This window comes from Paenibacillus sp. 2KB_20 (assembly GCF_052115765.1).
GTDB lineage: Bacteria > Bacillota > Bacilli > Paenibacillales > Paenibacillaceae > Paenibacillus_AQ.
This window is the reverse complement of record NZ_JBFRHH010000007.1, coordinates 451558-470118: the sequence shown is the minus strand read 5'-3', so window position 1 is coordinate 470118 and position 18561 is coordinate 451558. Positions and strand designations below refer to the sequence as shown.

Below are 18561 nucleotides of genomic sequence, written 5' to 3'. Positions count from 1 at the left end.
AATTTCCTGTTTAATAGGAAGACAATAGATTCCGGAGCATCATAAATCAAAAGTCTAATATTAAAAATGTAGAAGTTCAGTTAGCACCTCGAACAAGCAGTTGAAAGCCTCGTAATTCAGGAAAGCAACTAATTGCTTTCATAAAAAATCCCTTTCAGCCAACAAGGTTACGTCCATCAAAATCAGATGTACTAAAACTCTTGCCTACCAAAAGGGAGGATATCTAAATACTATATTAGTGTCTCGTTAATTTATTCCTCTAGGAAAACAGCCAGTTCAGCTTCGATAGCAGCTTTGATCTTCTCGACGCATTCTTCCGTCGTTGCCGCGAATACACGTTTACCATTCACCAGTGCATATGGCCGCAGCTTGCACAGACCGCAAAGATTCATGCAATCGGCTCGCAGGACAGCGATTTCGGGATACAATTCCTCAAGTTGCTCAAGTTCCAAAGCACTCATCAAGTTGCTGTCGCATATTTCCACAACAACAATCCCCATCCCCATCTTTATCACCACTATTCCATTTGACAATATGTTCATTCATTATGAGGAAAATGCCCGGTTTTGTCAAATCGGTCTTCGTGGAAGATCAATGAATGAGGGATTCCGCTCCGTCGATGTAGATTTCAGTGCCGGTAATATGGGAAGCATCATCCGATGCAAGAAATGCTACAAGCTGGGCAACCTGCGAAGGTTGTCCCGGTCCATTCGCCAACGGCTGATCACCTTCCGGATATTCAATCGGGATCGTCACCTCGTCGAGCTCTGGCTTCTCGATGGTGCTCTCATCAATGTTGGTTGAAATCGCACCCGGACAAATGGCATTGACCCGAATTTTATAACGTGCGAGCTCGAGAGCCGCCATCTTCATGAAAGCAACCTGTCCGGCCTTCGTGGTGCTGTATGCTGAGAAACCAAAGCCGGTAAACACCCGGTTACCGTTGATGGAGCTGGTAATGATGATGCTGCCTCCATGCTCCTTCAAATAGGGAATGGCGTATTTTACCGTGGCAAATGTTCCTCTTAGATTGGTATTGATCGTAGCATCCCATTCATCAAGCTCCATCATCTCGATCGGAGCCTTGGTCCCATTGATCCCGGCATTGGCAAACACGATGTCCATCTTTCCCCACTTCTCGGCAGCTTGGCTGAAGCAATCCTTCAGCGATTCCGCTTTGGAAATATCACAGTTGCCGGTCAGCGCTTCGCCCCCGCCTAGTTCAATCGTTTGCTTCACCTTCTCCACGCGTTCACGATCAATATCGATCAACAGCAGTTTAGCTCCTTGCTCCGCCAAAAGAAGGGCTGCGGCCTGGCCGATTCCGGAACCAGCACCGGTAACGATGGCTACTTTACCATCCAAACGTTGTTTTGTTGACATTGCCACAACCTCCTCGTTTAAGTTTTCCTGATTATAGATAACCCAACGAGTCGGTATCTGAATCTTGGCTGTCTAAAGCTGGAATACCGCCGGTTTTACACATACCGGTTTGGATTGCGAGACGGTATATCCCGTAAAGACAAGCTTGCCGTCTTCCGGATTCACCTCAAACAATACAAGATTATTCCCGTCTCTATTGGCGACAACCAGGAACTTGCCCCCAGGCATCAGCGTAAAATGACGCGGGTGTCCGCCTTCTGTCGAAATATATTGAACCGGACTTAAGCGACCAGTATCTTCATGCACGGAGAATACAACAATGCTGTCATGTCCGCGGTTAGACCCGTATACCGTTTTGCCATCCGCAGACACGGCAATCTCGGCGCAGTAACTCTCCCCGTCAAAATCCGCAGGCAGTGTCGATATCGTTTCCAATATTTCTAAACGCCCCTCGTTCGGGATGTAACGAAGCACCGTGACACTGGAATTCAACTCGTTGATGACATAAGCGTATGCACCGCTTGGGTGGAACGCTAAATGACGGGGGCCTACGCCTGCTTCCAGCTGGGTTTCGCCATGAAAGCTTAATTCCTGGGCATTCTCATTTACCGTGTAAGCGAGAATTTTGTCCAGTCCCAAGTCCTGTACGAACACGTATTTACCATCCGGACTGTAAAACGCCGAGTGCGCTCTGGATTGCTGATCTTCCCGTACAGAAACGAGATCCGCGTGTTTCTTCTCATCCAGAAGTTCACCGGCTTGTCCATCCGTACCGATTGCATGAAGGCCTACCAAACCTCCATGATAACTCGAAACAATCAGATGCTTGCTCGCTTCATCTCGCTGGATATGGCAAGTCGAGCTGCTCACACTGCGAATACGGTTCCGTTCGGTCAGCTTGCCGGCCATAGGGTCAATCTCAAAGCTGATGACCTCGCCAGTCTTTCCGCCTTCCTCTGTAATTTCGCCAATGGCATATAAACGTCTGGCTTCCGGGTCTACGTTCAGAAAGGTCGGATTCTTAATGCCGGATACCTCATCAAGCAGCTTCAGTTCGCCGCTATCCCCGTTAAATTCATATACGCATACTCCGCTTTGATTGTTTTCCGCATACGCACCTGTAAACAGCAGCGTACGGTGTGATGGATTCGCCATAATGTCTATCTCTCCTCTCATTTATCTATACTTATCATGTTTTATGTAGTGTACTTTCAGTTACCATGTTAACTTCAACCCCAATGAAAATCAAATGACTTGACGTCGTATGCCTGTTTGTCTTTTGACATACCGGGTATGTATGTATTATATCGACTGAAGGAGGTCTTCCCATGAAACAACCGAACAGCGAGGAAGTACGCAATCAGCAGGACACGGAGAATGACTCTCAGGAACAAAGGGACAGAGTGAAAGTGAAGAAACATCAGGATGTGGAGCCTCAGGCTGAGAACTGGAACCCTCGGGATCTCCCCGATCCAAACGATAACAATAAATCAAAATCATAATCGCTTATATAAGAAGGCCGCATGGCAATGTCCATGCGGCCTTCTTATTATGAATATGTCGCAAGATGATTAACCTTCCAATAGCAGCGACTCTGGATCTTCAAGGAGCTCTTTAACCGTTACCAGGAAGCGAACCGCTTCGGAACCATCAACGATCCGATGATCATAAGACAGTGCGATGTACATCATAGGACGATTCTCCATGCGCTCTGCATCAATGGCTACCGGACGAAGCTGGATTTTGTGCATGCCGAGGATACCCACCTGAGGCGTATTCAGGATCGGCGTAGACAACAGCGAGCCGAACACGCCGCCATTCGTGATCGTAAATGTACCGCCTTGCAGCTCAGACAAGGACAGCGCATTATTACGAGCTTTCGCAGCAAGATTGCCGATTTCCTTCTCAATCTCGGCAAAGCCAAGGCGATCAGCATCGCGAACGACCGGAACGACAAGTCCTTCCTTCGCGGATACCGCAATACCGATATCATAGAATTTCTTTACAACGATGTCGTCGCCATCGATCTCGGCATTCAGATGCGGGAATCTCTTCAACGCACCCACAACCGCTTTGGTGAAGAAGGACATGAAGCCGAGGCCTACGTCATGCTTCTCTTGGAAAGCTTGTTTACGACGCTTACGTACATCCAGGATCGCTGTCATATCTACTTCATTGAAGGTAGTCAGCATCGCAGCCGTATGCTGCGCTTCGACCAAACGATTCGCAATCGTTTGACGACGGCGGGACATACGAGTGCGTTCTACTGGCTTTCCATACTCAGCAGCCGGAGCCTGTGCTGCCGGAGCAGCTGTGGCAGCAGCAGACTTGCTTGGTGCTGCAGGCTTGGCTTCATTATGATTCTTCACATCATCATGGTAAATCCGACCTATCGGGTCGCGGCCCTGTACCTGGTCCAGATCAATCCCGCGTTCACGAGCCAGTTTGCGTGCGGATGGCGATGCAGTCAGACCCGCTCCTTCCTCGTTCTGAGCCGGTACAGGAGCTTGCGGCTTCGGTGCTTCTGCCGCGGGTGCCGGAGCAGTCTCCGTTTGCGCGGATGCAGGAGCTTCAGCAGCCTTCGGTGCCGGTGCGCTTGCAACGCCTTCCTGTGGAGAAATTTGACCGAGCACTTCACCGATCGTTACATTCTCCCCTTCTTGACGAAGGATTTTTTCCACAACGCCTTCAGACTCTGCGCTAATTTCAAGATTAACCTTATCCGTTTCTAACTCGAGCAGCACATCACCGATGTTAACGCTATCCCCTTCTTTAACATGCCATTTGAATATCGTTCCTTCGGTGATGGATTCGCCCATAGCTGGTACAGTAATTTCGCTCACAGCCGCTACCTCCCCAATGAGATCTGTTGATTTATAGTTTTACGATTAAGGGCAAAAGAAATGATGGTCTGTTGCTCATAAGCATGAACATCCTGATAGCCGCTAGCAGGGCTCGAACGCTCAGGACGCCCGCTGTAACGGACCTCTGTGCCTTTAGGTGCAATTTCACGAATTCTTGGTTCCATGAAGCTCCAGCTGCCCATGTTCTGAGGTTCTTCCTGAACCCACAGAATTTCTTTCAGGTTCGGATACTTCTGCATCACACGGGAAATTTCTTCTTTCGGGAATGGATACAGCTGTTCCACACGAAGAATATGAAGCCAGGACTGATCCTGATCCTTCTGTTTATCCAGTGCGTCCTCCAAATCGATTGCAACTTTCCCCGAGCAAAGAACAAGGCGTTCCACCTTCTTCGGTGATTGGCCAAGACCCGGCTGCTCCATCACTTTCTGGAAACCGCCCTCACTGAACGCATTCACAGGCGATGCCACGCGTGGATTACGAATCAAGCTCTTCGGAGCCATGATCACCAGCGGTCTGGCATCTTCGGTTTCGGTCAAGGAAGCTTGTTTGCGCAGCAGATGGAAATACTGGGCAGCGGAAGTCAGATTCGCAACCGTCCAGTTATCTTCACCACTCAGCTGGAGGAAGCGTTCCAGTCTTGCACTGGAGTGCTCAGGCCCATTCCCTTCATAACCGTGAGGTAACAGCATAACCAAACTGGACTTCTGTCTCCACTTCGAGCGGCCGGCTGTGATGAACTGGTCAATGATAACCTGAGCACAGTTAACGAAATCGCCATACTGCGCTTCCCAGATAACCAAAGTCTCAGGAGAGTACACATTGTAGCCATATTCAAATCCAACAACGGCTGCTTCAGTCAACGGGCTGTTATGGATCGCGAACGAAGCCTTGGCTTGCGGCAACCGGTGGAGCGGACAGAAGGTCTCTCCATTAACCGCATCGTGAAGCACAAGGTTACGATGGGCAAATGTTGCACGTTCGGCATCCTGTCCCGTAATCCGGATCGGCTTGCCGTCTGCAAGAATCGTAGCGAAAGCCAGCGTTTCGGCATGGCCCCAGTCCACCTTCTCGCCTTCGTCGAGCGAATTGCTGCGGCGCTCGAGAATACGTTGAAGCTTCGGATATACCGTAAAGCCTTCCGGCCACTGCAGGAGCTCGCGATTAATCCCGCGCAGCACTTGTGCAGATACATTCGTAGCTACTTCCGACTTGGATTTACCGTCGGTCGCGTTCAGTCCAAGCAGGATCTGATCAACAGGATCCTTCGACTTCACGCTCTCGTAAGAATTCTTCAAGACCTCCAGAACGCTATTCTTCAGACTGTCCACTTGTTCTTGGGTCAGAATGTTTCCATCCACCAGTTTCTTCATATAAATCGTGCTGACGGTTGGATGGTTCTTCACCTTCTGATAAATAAGCGGCTGGGTAGTTTCCGGATCATCGGTTTCGTTATGGCCATATTTCCGGTAGCCAACAAGGTCAATCAGAATGCTCTTCTTGAACTTATTGCGATAATCACTCGCAAGACGAGCAACCGCGATACATGCCTCCGGATCATCGGCGTTCACGTGGATAATCGGAATCTCATATCCTTTCGCCAAATCACTCGCATAATGAGTCGATCTGGAATCCTTGCCTTCAGTTGTAAATCCGATACGGTTGTTCACGATAATGTGAATCGATCCGCCCGTACGGAACGCTGGCAGTTTATTAAAATTCAGGGTTTCCGGCACGATCCCTTCGCCAGGGAACGCGGAATCACCATGAATCTGAATGCTCAGCGCTTTGTTTACATCCTGCTTCGGATATCCCGCTTCACTGCGATCCTCCTGAGCAGCACGAGCAAAGCCCTCTACCACCGGATTGACATATTCCAGGTGACTCGGATTGTTCGCAAGGGTAATCCGAACCTGTCGTGCTTCATCCTTCTTCAAATAACGGTCCGCACCCAAATGATACTTCACGTCACCTGTCCAGCCGTAGTTAATGCCCATGGAGCCTTCGGATGGAACGAGATGTTTATTCGGAGAGTGCATGAACTCCGAGAAAATCTTACTGTAATCCTTGCCCAGTACATGAGCCAGGACGTTCAAGCGCCCACGGTGTGCCATCCCTACGAGGATGGAGTTGACATCCACCTCGGCCATTTGGCGAACGATTTCGTCAAGCAGTGGTACGAGTGCTTCGTTGCCCTCAACCGAGAAGCGCTTGGCACCTACGAATGTGCGGTGCAGGAACTCCTCGAATTGCTCGGCCTCAAGCAGCTTCTTCAAAAGCCCCCTGCGCTCTTCTACGCTCATGGCGGACAAATAACGTCCCGATTCGGCCTGCTCGTTGAGCCATTTGCGTTCTTCTTCATCGTGAACATGGCTAAATTCATAGGCAATGGAGCCTGTATATAATTGTAACAGCCGCTGGATTGCCTCTAAGCCATTCTTGATATCGCTAGGAGCCTCCTCCCAGACGATCTCTGCAGGCAGGGCTGCCAAATCCGCTTGGCTGAGTTGGTAGCTTTCTGGTTGAAGCAGACGTGTGTCAGCTTCGTTTCCAATTCCAATTGGATCAATGTCGGCGGCCAGATGACCATAGGTTCTAATGTTCCATACCAGTTTGCCGGCAGCTACCCCTTTTTTCAGTAATTGCGGGTCATAGCTAACACCTTGTCCCTGCGAATCCGCTTTCTTTTCATTGTTTTCCAAAGATGGAGGCGGTCCCAAGCTGGCGAACAGCTCACGGTATCCTGGCTCCACAGATTGCGGGTCTTGCAAAAACTTCTCATACTGATCTTGAATGTACCCCAAGTTCGGACCATGATATTTCTGCCAAGGTCCCTCTGTCATTCTGTCAAGGGTCTTCATCGCTGACTCCCTCCGTCAGATTATTTTGATTGCTCAAGGACGGAATTTCTAATTTTACATTCTGCATACTACATTTTACATTAAATAAACGTTTTCTTACGATTACATTATAATACACTTGGCCTCAATACCGAAAATACCCTTTATATATAATAATGATCTCAGAAACAGATGAATTTGCGTCAATTTTTTGACGATTTGTCCGTGAAGCCACCAATTCTCTGTATAGGTTTCCAATTAAAGTCATTTATCTGAAAAAACATCCACTTCCAGCCAGTCCATCTGCCGCAGCGGTTCAGGTCCGGTATCCATCCCCAGCAGCTGAAGAAGCTGTTTGGCATTGTCGGAAGCATCTCCTCCCGAATTGTTATTGAATATAATCCAGCATTGCTTCGACTTCTCAAGCAATTGCTCTATCCATACCTTCCACTGCTCCAATTCCTCTAAGCTGTAACGGTATAAATACCGCACCTCGCGCCAGTTGGGCTGACCGCTAGAGTGCCACCCTTCGGCGTTACGGCCATGCATCCGGATCATCACAGCCTCTGTACCCGAAGTCTCAAGCACGACCGGGACGGATCCAATGCCCGCTTGCGGCTCGTCGGCGATGCTGTGAATCCAGCCCTCATTTCGCATAAACTCAAGAGTCTTCTCCCGAAACTCTGGCGCATACCAGCTCTGATGCCGAAATTCCAGAGCTACAGGTACATCCTTCATCCACTCCCGCGTACGCTTCAGAATGTCCACATGTTTGCGTTCGCACCCGAACCAGGGCGGGTATTGAAACAGAACGGTCCTTAATTTGTCCGCAGCCCGCAATTCCTCAACTGACGTGAGCAAATGATCAAACATCGCTTTGACGCTTGGGTATCTGTCCTTGCCCTGGCCGCGTGCATGGCCTGTCATGCCTTGATAAGCCTTTACAATAAAACCGAAATGTTCCGGAACAGCAGCTGCCCACTTATTCATTTGTTCCGGTGACGGTATGGCATAGAATGAATTGTCCATCTCCACGATGGGAAAATGTCGGCTGTACATTTCCAGCCTGTCTGCGGCCCTCGCCCCTTCATCATACAACTTGTTATGATCTCCCCATCCGGACAGACCTACCTGAATCACATGCTCATGCTTTTCTTCCGTTAACATAACAATCCTCTCATCCACATGATTTACCATATCGGGGACTTCTATTAATTAACCCCATACGGGAAATTTCAAAAGCAGGCAACCCCTTATTGTTTTTACCAACTGCTATCATCACATTCACTTGTGATCGTAAAAAATATGATGCGCCTCCAGCATTCCGTTCACGATGTGTATCCTTCCATAGGAATACCGGGGCTGTCGTCTTTTGTCCGTGGCGGAACCGGGATTGAACAACAGCACCCCTTGCACATGTTCTTTAAACGGTATATGGGAGTGGCCAAACAAGATGCAATCCACCTCCGTGTCCGCAAAAGCTTTTCTTGCCCGGGAGGGGGTTGTTCCTCCCTGTCCGTGCCCATGCACAATACCGATGCGTTTGCCTTCGATTTCGACCAGCTTCTTGTAGCCTAACCGTTCTATGATCCGCTCGTCATCAACATTTCCGGCTACTCCTTCCACCGGAGCATATTGACTAAGCTGTTCATAGAGCTCCCAATTAGACCAGTCACCAGCATGAAGAATAAGATCCGAATGCCTCACATCTTCAAGCAGTGCGGCTGGCAGCTCTTTCGCTTTTCTTGGCATATGGGTGTCTGACAATACCGTAATCCGAAATGGAAAACTCATCTTGATCGACCCCTTCTTCGTCATATTAAATGCTGAGATACCTGCTGTCTGACACTAACCTATATCCTACCAAATAAACGAATTCAAATAAAACCGCGCAGGTGAGCTGCGCGGTTTGTTGGTCTGTTTCGGACAGAAAAAATTTCCAATCATAAGTTTTAGTTTGTTTGAGTGCTGAATAGAATGTACGAGCATGAAGGTACAAGCTTTCTTATCCATGTTCATGACGAGAGGTGGAAGTCAATGAGTATTTTTATTAGCTACATGATTCTGGGACTTTCTCTATCAGCCCCCGTAGGCCCGGTCAATGCAGCACAGCTCGATAAGGGGATTAAGAAAGGGTTTTGGCATGCATGGTTGTTCGGAATCGGTGCGGTCCTGGCAGATATCCTTTATATGATCCTGGTCTACCTGGGCGTTGTTCACTTACTGAATACGCCGTTCATGCAGACCTTTCTGTGGCTGTTCGGTGCCTTTGTTCTTATCTATTCGGGGCTTGAAAGCATCCTGAATGCCAATAAAGTGACGATCAGTCAAGAAAACAATGAAGATTCGTTATGGAAAAGCATGCTCTCCGGGTTTCTCTTGTCCGTATCCAATCCGATGACAATCCTGTTCTGGCTCGGAATCTACGGCTCTATTCTCGTTAAAACCGCAACGGACGACGGCTCCGCCAATCTGTTTCTCTACAGCGTGGCCGTCATCGCCGGGGTTGTACTATGGGATTTGTTCATGGCTGCGCTCGGCAGTGTATTCCGCCGATATTTGAGCAATAGAGCGCTCTCCCTGATCTCCATAATTTCCGGCATCTCGTTAATCGTCTTTGGCGTTTATTTTGGAATTCGGGCTCTTGCGCTGCTATATCCGCTCATATTCTAACGGGCCGGCTTCGGACGAAACTTGGGTTTATCCGCCTCCCTGGCGTGGCCTTCACCGGATTTCTTCCACACGGAGCGCATGCATAGGACAACCAGACCGATTACCACGATAAACCCAATACTGATCCAGAGCCCCGGGCGGCTCATAGGGTGGAGTGCGGTTCCACTGACGGCAGCCGCAATCAACAGCATCCCGATGTATCTTTTGATCTTGCCCCACACCGTAAGCTCTATGAGTCGGCCTGCCGATATGAGGATGAAGAACCAGTTATACAGCAGCATAAGTCCTGCACCCGTGGTCAAATACTCATAAATCTTGCCTGGCATGAGCAGAGACAACACAATAGATACAATCAATCCGATAGCTGTAAGGGAAAGTGCATATATGGGCGTATCCCGCTTAAACTTTTTCCTAGAAAACAGATTGGGAGCGTCCTTATCTTCGGATAACGTAACCAGCATCGTGGTCACTGCATACAGCGAGGCAACCATGGTCGAGAAACCGGCTATAATCAATACAGCATTAAATATATGCGGGATAAAAGGAAGGTGGTAGGAGCTTAGTGCCACAACAAAGGGGCTTTTCGTCGTGGAGAATTGATTCCAGGCCACCATGATCACGGCCATGCCAATAGAAAGAACGTATACGATGGATAGCAGCAGAATCATCACTCTACCCGCTTTGGGCGCTTCCTTCGGATTCTTCAAGCGAATCGCCATGACCCCCATGACTTCAATTCCGCCGAAGGCATAGAACGCAAAAATCAGGGACGACCACATGCCCATGCCACCTGCCGGGAAAAATGCGTTTATGCTGCCTGGAACGTGTAACTTCGACCCTCCTTTTAACCACCCCATCAAGGCGGCAGCAGCAATGATGAGAAACATGACAATCGCGGCGACCTTAATGATAGCCAATACATTCTCCAGCCGGTCGAAGCCTTTGTTGCCGATCCAGATGACAAACAGTCCCAATACGGCATAACCTGACGCAAATATCCACATTGGAACGCCAGGGAACCAGAAGCGAGAGAAAATCGCCAGCGCCGTCATCTGGCTCCCCATGATCAACACTTCGGAGCACCAGTACATCCACCCCGTAGAGAAGCCTGCCCATCGGCCATAGGCTTTTTTGGCATAGGTTCGGAACGAGCCCTTCTGCGGGTCCTCGGCCGTCATCCGTGACAGCACATCAAACACAAAGAAGGTGGCTGTCGCCGCCAATATAATAGAAAGAAGAAAAGCCGGTCCTCCAAGCCGAATACCTAAAGCGGATCCGAGAAAATATCCTGTGCCGATCGTTGATGCAACCCCCAGCAGCGATAGCTGCCACCATCTCAAGTTCCCTGACTCCGCCTTCGCCCCTTTGTTCACGGTTCTGTCCTCCAGATTATTGTTATGGGTTCGTTCAAAACTTTCCTTATTATGAAGGGAACCTCCGTGATTTATGTACCGCGTATCTCAACCTAAAAATGCCTTTTGGCAAAAGAGAAGCCATGGAATTATGCCCATGTCCAGTCTATGGCTGGGTTCTCTCGCATATTTTGGGTGTTCCCCGAGAACTCTAAACGGAAGAAAGCTGTATTGGGGGATCACACATGTCAGGAACTCGCGGTATTCCAACGAATCAGGCGTTTATGATTATGATGCTTACGGCCGGCTTGACCAATCATGTCATGATCATACCTGTGCTTCTGGAGAAATCCGGACGGGATGCCTGGATCACCATTATCGTGTCGGCCGTATTATTCCTGCCCTGGGTTCTGCTTATTTACGGGATCATCCAAAAAATCGGCAATCGTTCCATCACGCAGGCACTTGACGAAAGCAGCGGCAAAGGGGCTCGAATATTGGTGATGAGTTTGTCCGCTTTATATTTTTTTACTTTTGCCTTTTATACCTTAAAAGAGGTCATCGATTGGACAAAATCGACCTATATGGTCCAAACCCCTATCATTGCCACCGCATTGGTACTCTTAGTATTATGTCTTGTCAGCGCAAATCACGGCATAAAGACCATTGGCGTTTCTGCCGGAATATTGCTTCCTTTTGTTGTTTTGCTGGGGATATTCGTATCCTTGGCCAATCTGAAAGTAAAGAACTACAATTATTTGCTGCCCGTCCTTGAAGATGGCTTCCAGCCGGTTCTAAGCGGAATCCCCGTCATGTTCGGAGGACTGTCCCAATTTATATTGATTTTATTCTTACGCCCCCACCTTCAGAAAAAGCCCGGTTTTCTTACAATCCTGCTCATCCATCTGGTTCTGATCTTCCTGACGTTTGGACCCACCGTTGGCGGCATTGCCGAATTTGGACCTGAAGAAATGGGTCTCCAGCGATACCCGGCTTATGAACAGTGGCGTCTCGTAAAGCTGGGCAAATTCGTAGAGCATGTCGACTTTTTGTCGATTTTCCAATGGCTCAGCGGAGCTTATATCTCCATATCCATCTCGATTTTTTTGCTCTGTGAAACCCTTCTTCCCAAGTCCAAGCAAAGCGTAGGCATATTAGCCGTGTCAACGCTGCTTATTATTCTGTGCGCTTCACCGATCAGCAATCCCAAAATGTATTATGCAATGGCAGACTATTTTTTGCCCATATCCGCCGTTTATATTACCATCTTAAGCCTCCTGTTGTTCTTCTTGATCCATAAACCATCCCAACAACAGAACTCACATTCGTCGAAAGGAGAATCCCCGCAATGAATATGACGGAACAGCAGCTCCGAGATCATTATGCCGATTCCGATGACATCTATATTACCTCTTATCCTGGTGCAGAAGGGGATATGCTGCCATGGGCCATTATGGTTTACAACCCGATGATGTGCGATTCTCAACTGATGTCCAAAATCTTTTTGCCTGTTATTAGCAAGGAATGGAATATATCCATTTCTCAGAAGCATCCGTTTGATCCCGAACATCTGGAATATTATCTTACCCTTGACACATCCGAGGCTAATGTGGAATCAGTTGATGATATTGTATATTCAGGTTATGTTGCGTTGTATTTTCCTAAGGACAATAAGCTGTATTCTTATAGCGCATCCAAAAGCATTGGGCGTACCCCGGAGGAAAGTTCCGCAGAGACCTCGATCAAAGGTCCTCGTGACGGGTTCGTCGAGGAATTGGATATCAATGTATCGCTCATTCGCAAACGGCTGAAATCACCCGGACTCGTCTATTCCTCCTTTAAGCTGGGTGACAAGAGCAAAACTACTGTCGGCATCATGTACTTAAAAGACAAGGTGATCCCAGAGACCGTCACTGCCATCGTGGATAAGCTAAATGATTTCTCCGGCGACTCACCCGTAGGCATGGGCGAACTCGCGGAGCATCTAACGCCGTATCGATTTACGGTGCTTCCCATGTTCGATTATACGGGAAGGACCGATCTTGCTTATGACTCTTTAACTCGCGGTCGATTGGTCATTATTATGCAGGGAAGTCCCGTAGTATTGATTGCACCTGCCAATTTTATGCAGCTCCTGTTTGCCGCAGAGGATCCGCAGATGCCGTTTTATTTCGTTATCCCATGGAGAATTCTCAGACTGGTTGGCTTCCTGATTTCCGTTTTCCTTCCGGGATTTTATATTACCTTGCTGTCCTTTCATCAGGATCAAATCCCTTTCCCGCTGCTGGCCACGGTCGCGAACACGCGGCTTGGGCTTCCTATTCCGACCGGGTTTGAAATGCTGATCATCTTGTTTCTACTTACCCTACTGCGGGAAGCCGGTATGCAGATGCCTTCACCAATCGCTTCAACCATTACGGTCGTTTCCGGTATCATCATCGGTGACGCCGCGATTCGGGGCGGTTTTTTCTCCCCAACGATGACGGTGATCGGCGCAATGGCTTTTGTTGCGGGATCAACCCACTCCAATCAGGATTTTGTTGTTACCCAGACGATTTTCCGGTTTTTAGTCCTTACACTTTCCTCGGTATTCGGGTTATTCGGTTTTTTCATATCGGTATTCTTGATCGTTCAGTATGCAGCCCATCATAATCCATTTGGACAGCCGTATCTTGCCCCCTTCTCGCCTTTTTCCTTATCCAAAATCATTGGCAATCTCATGCGATTTCCGGGTAAACGAAAAAAGGGTGGCGCCCTATGAAGCGTGTATGGATACTCGCATGTATAGGATCTTTGCTGATCTCAGGCTGCTGGGATAACAAAGAAGTGCAGGATATCAACTACATCACGGCTTTGGGCGTCGATTATAAGAACGACAAGTATATCATCTATGTGCAGATGCTGGACTTCGCAACGATTGCCAAACAAGAAAGCAGCAAGCCAACTGAGAAAGCGCCGATTTGGGTCGGCCGAGGAACCGGCACCACTTTGGCTGAAGCCCTAATCGATTTGTATACATCGAATCAGCAGCGGGTCTCTTGGGGCCATGTCACGGCTTTGGTACTTACGGAAGCGGTGTTAAAACCTAAGCAGTTGTCCCAAGTGTTCGACCTGACCAACCGTTCGCAGGAAATCCGTTATACGAAATGGATCTATGGCACCAAGGACAATATGGAGGACCTCTTTACGGTATCGCCGTTCTTTCAGCTCTCACCTCTGCACTCACTGCTTCATGAACCCAGAGAAAGCTATGTCCAATTCTCGTTTATACGTCCGATTCAATTCGTGCACTTTATTCGTCTCTACCGGGAGAAAGCCGCTACCGTCGTATTGCCCTCGCTCCATATTTCAAATCAGAACTGGTCGGAAAATCTGAAGCAGCACCCGATTTTAGAAGTGAACGGCGGTTTTCTGATCAAGAACAAGGAATTGATGGGTTGGCTCAAACGATCCGATCTGTTGGGTACACGCTGGCTAGCCTCGCCTCAAACCCATGCTGCCGTCATTGTTCAGGCGGACGGCGAAGCCGTTGGGAGCATACGGCTGGAGAAGCCCCAATCATCCATTGAAGTCATCCGTAAACCAAAGGATGCGTCATATCGAATCAAGCTTAACGTCATCGGGACGGTGCAGAATATGTATAAGAAGGTGGGAATTAAGGAGATGAAGCGCTTAACGGAAGATACCCTGCGCAAAGAAATGCATAATACCTTCCATAAAGCTGCATTGATCCACGCGGATCCCTACCAGCTATGTCTCCAATTGTACCGAACCGATCCGAAGCTCTGGAAGAAATTAGTGGAACAGAAAAAGGAAATCTACGATGAAACGTCGCTTGAACTTGAGGTTGACGTCAACCTGCGATACTGGGGACAGCGCAGAAGTTTGAACCGATAAACGCACGTCATAAACAAGCTGTATTTTCCCCGAAATTGTGAAAACAGCAAAAGAAGCAGACCTTTATCGGCCTGCTTCTTTTTGTTGTTCATTTATTTTTTCATAATGTCCTTGATCTCGTCTTTAATGGATTCCGCAGCAGGTCCGAATACGACCTGAACCGCACCTTGACCCAGACGCATGACTCCGGAAGCGCCGAGTTTTTTCAACTCCGAATCATTAACAGCCTTCTCATCCTTAACTACGAGACGCAGACGTGTGATACAAGCATCGATGCTGGTGATATTATCGGCACCGCCGATGTTTGCGAGAACCTTCGCTGCTTTGGACTCATTGGATGCTGCGCTGGATGGGGACGGGGCAGCTGTATCAGCATCTTCAGAAATCGTATCCACGTCGTCATCCTCCTCGCGTCCAGGCGTTTTCAAGTTCAGCTTGACAATGAGGATTCTGAACAGCAGATAGTAAACAACACCGAAAGCCAAGCCTACCGGCAGGAGCAGCCAAGCATTGGTAGACAGCTTCAGATTCACCAGGTAGTCGATCAGGCCTGCCGAGAACGAGAAGCCCAAATGCACATCGAGGAAGTACATGATCAATCCGGAAAGGCCTGTTAAAATCGCATGCACCACATACAATACCGGAGCAATGAACATGAACGCGAATTCAAGCGGTTCCGTGATCCCCGTCAGGAACGATGCCACTGCCGAACCGATAAAGATGGAGCCGACGAGCTTGCGTTTGGACGGCTTGGCGGTATGCATAAAGGCCAGCGCCGCAGCCGGCATCGCAAACATCATGATCGGGAAGAAACCGGACATGAACATACCAGCCGTCGGGTCTCCCGCAAAGAAACGCCACAGGTCGCCGTGAACAACTTCGCCTGCGGTATTGGTGTAATCGCCGATCTGAAACCATGCGATGGAGTTTAATACGTGGTGAAGACCCAGAGGGATCAGCAAGCGGTTGGCCGTACCGAAAATGAACGATCCGATGCCTCCAAGGCCGACAACCCAGTTGCCGAAGACGGAAATGCCATCCTGGATTGGGCTCCAAATCATTCCGATCAGAACCGCAAGCACCATCGTGGAGGCTGCTGTGATAATCGGAACGAAGCGTTTACCCGCAAAGAAGCCCAGCCAATCCGGCATTTTAATCTTGTGGAATTTATTATACAGGTATGCGGACCACATACCGACAAAGAGACCGCCAAGAACTCCCATATTCAGCTTCACGTCATCCGGTATAAACGGCATTTGCAGCGGTACTTGTTCCAGCACTCTTGTAAGCACCATGTACCCAATAAGAGCAGATAGAGCTGCAACGGCGTCTCCGGCGAACCCGATTGCAACGCCGATCGCAAAGATAAACGGCAGATTATCCAGAATCGCAAGGGCACCAGAGGTCATGAACGGAGTTACATATTGATTTAGAAAAGCGCCTAGGGCACCCAAAGGTATATCTTTTTGATAGTCGATCATTCCAAGCCCCTGCAAGATACCTGCCGCAGGCAAGGTGGCCACCGGCAGCATAAGGGACTTGCCCAGCTTTTGCAATTTAGCTAGCATGTCAATCATCCTTTCAACTTCAATAATTTAGCTTCGCAATGAAATCGTTTACATAATGCGTCGAATGAACAACCATTTTTTCCCTTCCATTCGGGAACAAAAAGATCTCAGAAAATCCTCCTCCTTGCGAGTTCTTGTATTCATCATTTTAAGGTGGTATGGATCCGGCTATCATGGGTACCAGGGGCCGTAAGCATATCAAGGTTCTCAGAGAGCGACCGTGTCTTAGAGGTAAGTTTTCTTGTGATATAGAAATCCGTCAGCCCCGCTGAACCTTGACCCTATACCAACAAAAAAAGCCAAGAAGAACGGTGACTATAAAAAATATAGTCCGTTTCTTCTTGGCTCATGCCCATGTTTATGGTAACACGCCTTAAAACGTATTCATTTATGCTGTTATCTTAATTCACGACTTCCTGTTTTGTCAATAACCAATAATTCAATCAATCGCCTATGGAATTGAATTATTTCAATTCTATGGTCAAGACAGGATCCTGGCCGGACACGACATTACCCGTCTGACCATCAACCTTGGAAGCTACCTCATCGGCATTGGTCACAATAACCGGGGTAATCGTCGGATAACCTGCGGCTTGGATTGCAGCCATGTCGAATTCGATGAGCGTCTGACCCGACTTCACCTGATCACCCGCTTGAACATGGCTTGTGAAACCTTCGCCTTTCAAACCGACTGTATTAATCCCGATGTGGAATAAATATTGCAGACCAGTCGCCGGATCCTCCAGCATCACGGCATGTTTGGACTTGATGACATGCGCAACCGTCCCGTCAAATGGCGCAATTAATTTGCCCTCGGAAGGCTCAATGGCAATGCCTTGGCCCATATGACCAGCAGCAAATGCCTCATCCGGCACTTGCGATAAAGGCACAGCTGTACCTGACAAAGGTGCTGTGAGTTGAATAGCAGTAGCTGTTTTTTTCTTTTTCCAACGATCAAACATGTTAAGATTCCTCCCTGGGTTGATTCTTTTGTTGTAGTCGCCCTGTAAAAAGCCGATATAGATGCATCGCTAGAAAGCAAACCTCCGCTTCAGGTACTTTCTTGCCGAGTTCTTTCTCCATCATGCCTGCAAGGCGCGTAGCCAGACCATATTCATTCGTGAACTTGGAGCGGATCTGGTCCGCAAATGGATTATCCACATGGATTTCTTGATTCAACATACGGTCTACCGAGAACCTCAAATGCATCAGAAGACGGACGTAATCCATGCTTCCCCGGTCAAAAGCGACCTGCCGTTCCTCTTCAATATACCTTACCAGGTTTCCCACCACATTCGATGCCTTGACCAGATGGCCAACGGGCACATGGCTGACGGCCGAATACACATGGTAGGTCAAGAAGCCGATCTCATCCTCCGGAACTTCGATATCGAAGGCCTGGCCGATCAATACCGCTGCCTTGGCTGCGATATCATATTCTTTTGGGAAGCTGATCCGGGTTTCTTCAAGGAAAGGATTAATAATATCCATGCCTTTACGGATTCTGTATATCGTAAACTGGATATGGCTTGGAAGCGCCAGATACACCTTGTCATTTAATGTGCCCGGAAATTCCTGTCCAATGAGATTGAGAATCTGATCTGTAATCTCCATCACCAGTGGATCAAATTCTTCCAGCAGATGGTGAGCTTGACTCCACTGCTCCCGATCCTCCAGCCTGAAGAGTTTCTCAATCCGCTTGTCGGCTGAAGCGATCGTTCCGCCTGCTTTGGCGCCGAAGCCAATCCCTTTACCCAGGATGACGTATTCCGATTCTTTCTTACCGCCGGTAACCATCACGACATTGTTACCAATAACACGTACGACTGTAAACAACTCGATCCCGCTCATAAACTTCCCCCTTTCCTTTAAGTTTAATCAGAGAAACGGCGAAGGATTCATATCCGAAGAAATGCTCATATCGATCCCCAAAACATTAAAAAAGCCAAGAAAAGACCCCATGTGAAAGCTGTCTCTTCTTGGC

16 protein-coding genes are annotated in these 18561 nt (G+C 48.5%); 5 read left to right on the top strand and 11 right to left on the bottom strand.

The genetic code is table 11. The features are described 5' to 3' along the window. Nucleotides 1–251: 251 nt before the first annotated feature. The 3 genes from AB4124_RS21100 to AB4124_RS21090 all read right to left on the bottom strand — a co-directional run bounded on the left by AB4124_RS21100 (nucleotide 252) and on the right by AB4124_RS21090 (nucleotide 2538). Nucleotides 252–500: a DUF1450 domain-containing protein gene (locus AB4124_RS21100; protein ID WP_441974063.1), complete on the bottom strand. Its 249-nt coding sequence runs from the start codon at nucleotides 498–500 to the stop codon at nucleotides 252–254. A gap of 91 nt (nucleotides 501–591) precedes the next feature. Further along, a complete protein-coding gene (locus tag AB4124_RS21095; RefSeq protein WP_441974062.1) occupies nucleotides 592–1383 on the bottom strand; it encodes an SDR family oxidoreductase in 792 nt (263 codons plus the stop codon). A gap of 72 nt (nucleotides 1384–1455) precedes the next feature. Beyond that, nucleotides 1456–2538 (bottom strand): lactonase family protein, encoded by a 1083-nt coding sequence (locus AB4124_RS21090; RefSeq protein ID WP_441974061.1) that lies wholly within the window; start codon nucleotides 2536–2538, stop codon nucleotides 1456–1458. Nucleotides 2539–2711: 173 nt separating this feature from the next. Here AB4124_RS21090 and AB4124_RS21085 point away from each other — a divergent pair, with 173 nt between their 5' ends. Continuing rightward, nucleotides 2712–2885, top strand: coding sequence for a hypothetical protein (locus AB4124_RS21085; protein ID WP_441974060.1), 174 nt, complete (start codon nucleotides 2712–2714; stop codon nucleotides 2883–2885). Between the two features lie 69 nt (nucleotides 2886–2954). Here AB4124_RS21085 and odhB read toward each other — a convergent pair whose 3' ends face one another. The 4 genes from odhB to AB4124_RS21065 all read right to left on the bottom strand — a co-directional run bounded on the left by odhB (nucleotide 2955) and on the right by AB4124_RS21065 (nucleotide 8881). After that, nucleotides 2955–4226, bottom strand: coding sequence for a 2-oxoglutarate dehydrogenase complex dihydrolipoyllysine-residue succinyltransferase (odhB, locus tag AB4124_RS21080; protein WP_076322088.1), 1272 nt, complete (start codon nucleotides 4224–4226; stop codon nucleotides 2955–2957). Between the two features lie 5 nt (nucleotides 4227–4231). Next, nucleotides 4232–7108 carry a 2-oxoglutarate dehydrogenase E1 component gene (locus tag AB4124_RS21075; RefSeq protein WP_441974059.1) on the bottom strand — a complete coding sequence of 959 codons (2877 nt, stop codon included), beginning with the start codon at nucleotides 7106–7108 and terminating at the stop codon, nucleotides 4232–4234. 243 nt (nucleotides 7109–7351) lie between these two features. Then, nucleotides 7352–8254, bottom strand: coding sequence for a DUF72 domain-containing protein (locus AB4124_RS21070; RefSeq protein WP_256720485.1), 903 nt, complete (start codon nucleotides 8252–8254; stop codon nucleotides 7352–7354). 117 nt (nucleotides 8255–8371) lie between these two features. Beyond that, on the bottom strand, nucleotides 8372–8881 hold the full coding sequence (locus AB4124_RS21065; RefSeq protein ID WP_441974058.1) for a metallophosphoesterase family protein: 510 nt from the start codon (nucleotides 8879–8881) through the stop codon (nucleotides 8372–8374). Nucleotides 8882–9124: 243 nt separating this feature from the next. Here AB4124_RS21065 and AB4124_RS21060 point away from each other — a divergent pair, with 243 nt between their 5' ends. Next, nucleotides 9125–9760, top strand: coding sequence for a LysE family transporter (locus AB4124_RS21060; protein WP_076322091.1), 636 nt, complete (start codon nucleotides 9125–9127; stop codon nucleotides 9758–9760). Here the strand turns inward: AB4124_RS21060 and AB4124_RS21055 are convergent. Further along, on the bottom strand, nucleotides 9757–11133 hold the full coding sequence (locus AB4124_RS21055; protein ID WP_441974057.1) for an amino acid permease: 1377 nt from the start codon (nucleotides 11131–11133) through the stop codon (nucleotides 9757–9759). The two genes, AB4124_RS21060 and AB4124_RS21055, sit on opposite strands and share 4 nt — an antisense overlap. A 224-nt stretch (nucleotides 11134–11357) precedes the next feature. Here AB4124_RS21055 and AB4124_RS21050 point away from each other — a divergent pair, with 224 nt between their 5' ends. From AB4124_RS21050 to AB4124_RS21040, 3 genes are read left to right on the top strand one after another with little or no spacing between them, the layout of a single operon-like run. Next, nucleotides 11358–12464, top strand: coding sequence for a GerAB/ArcD/ProY family transporter (locus AB4124_RS21050; RefSeq protein WP_441974056.1), 1107 nt, complete (start codon nucleotides 11358–11360; stop codon nucleotides 12462–12464). Then, on the top strand, nucleotides 12461–13873 hold the full coding sequence (locus tag AB4124_RS21045) for a spore germination protein (RefSeq protein ID WP_441974055.1): 1413 nt from the start codon (nucleotides 12461–12463) through the stop codon (nucleotides 13871–13873). Before AB4124_RS21050 ends, AB4124_RS21045 begins: the two co-directional genes overlap by 4 nt. Then, complete coding sequence (locus AB4124_RS21040; RefSeq protein ID WP_441974054.1) at nucleotides 13870–15009, top strand: Ger(x)C family spore germination protein; 1140 nt, start codon at nucleotides 13870–13872, stop codon at nucleotides 15007–15009. The genes AB4124_RS21045 and AB4124_RS21040 overlap by 4 nt, the downstream gene beginning before the upstream one ends. 92 nt (nucleotides 15010–15101) lie before the next feature. Here the strand turns inward: AB4124_RS21040 and nagE are convergent, their stop codons facing one another. The 3 genes from nagE to AB4124_RS21025 form a co-directional block, all read right to left on the bottom strand. Next, entirely contained in the window at nucleotides 15102–16577 is a 1476-nt protein-coding gene (gene nagE / locus AB4124_RS21035; protein ID WP_441974053.1) for an N-acetylglucosamine-specific PTS transporter subunit IIBC, read from the bottom strand. Between the two features lie 464 nt (nucleotides 16578–17041). Continuing rightward, complete coding sequence (locus AB4124_RS21030) at nucleotides 17042–17539, bottom strand: PTS sugar transporter subunit IIA (RefSeq protein ID WP_076322097.1); 498 nt, start codon at nucleotides 17537–17539, stop codon at nucleotides 17042–17044. 1 nt (nucleotide 17540) lies between these two features. Next, nucleotides 17541–18428 (bottom strand): PRD domain-containing protein, encoded by an 888-nt coding sequence (locus AB4124_RS21025; RefSeq protein ID WP_076322098.1) that lies wholly within the window; start codon nucleotides 18426–18428, stop codon nucleotides 17541–17543. Between the last annotated feature and the right edge of the window lie 133 nt (nucleotides 18429–18561).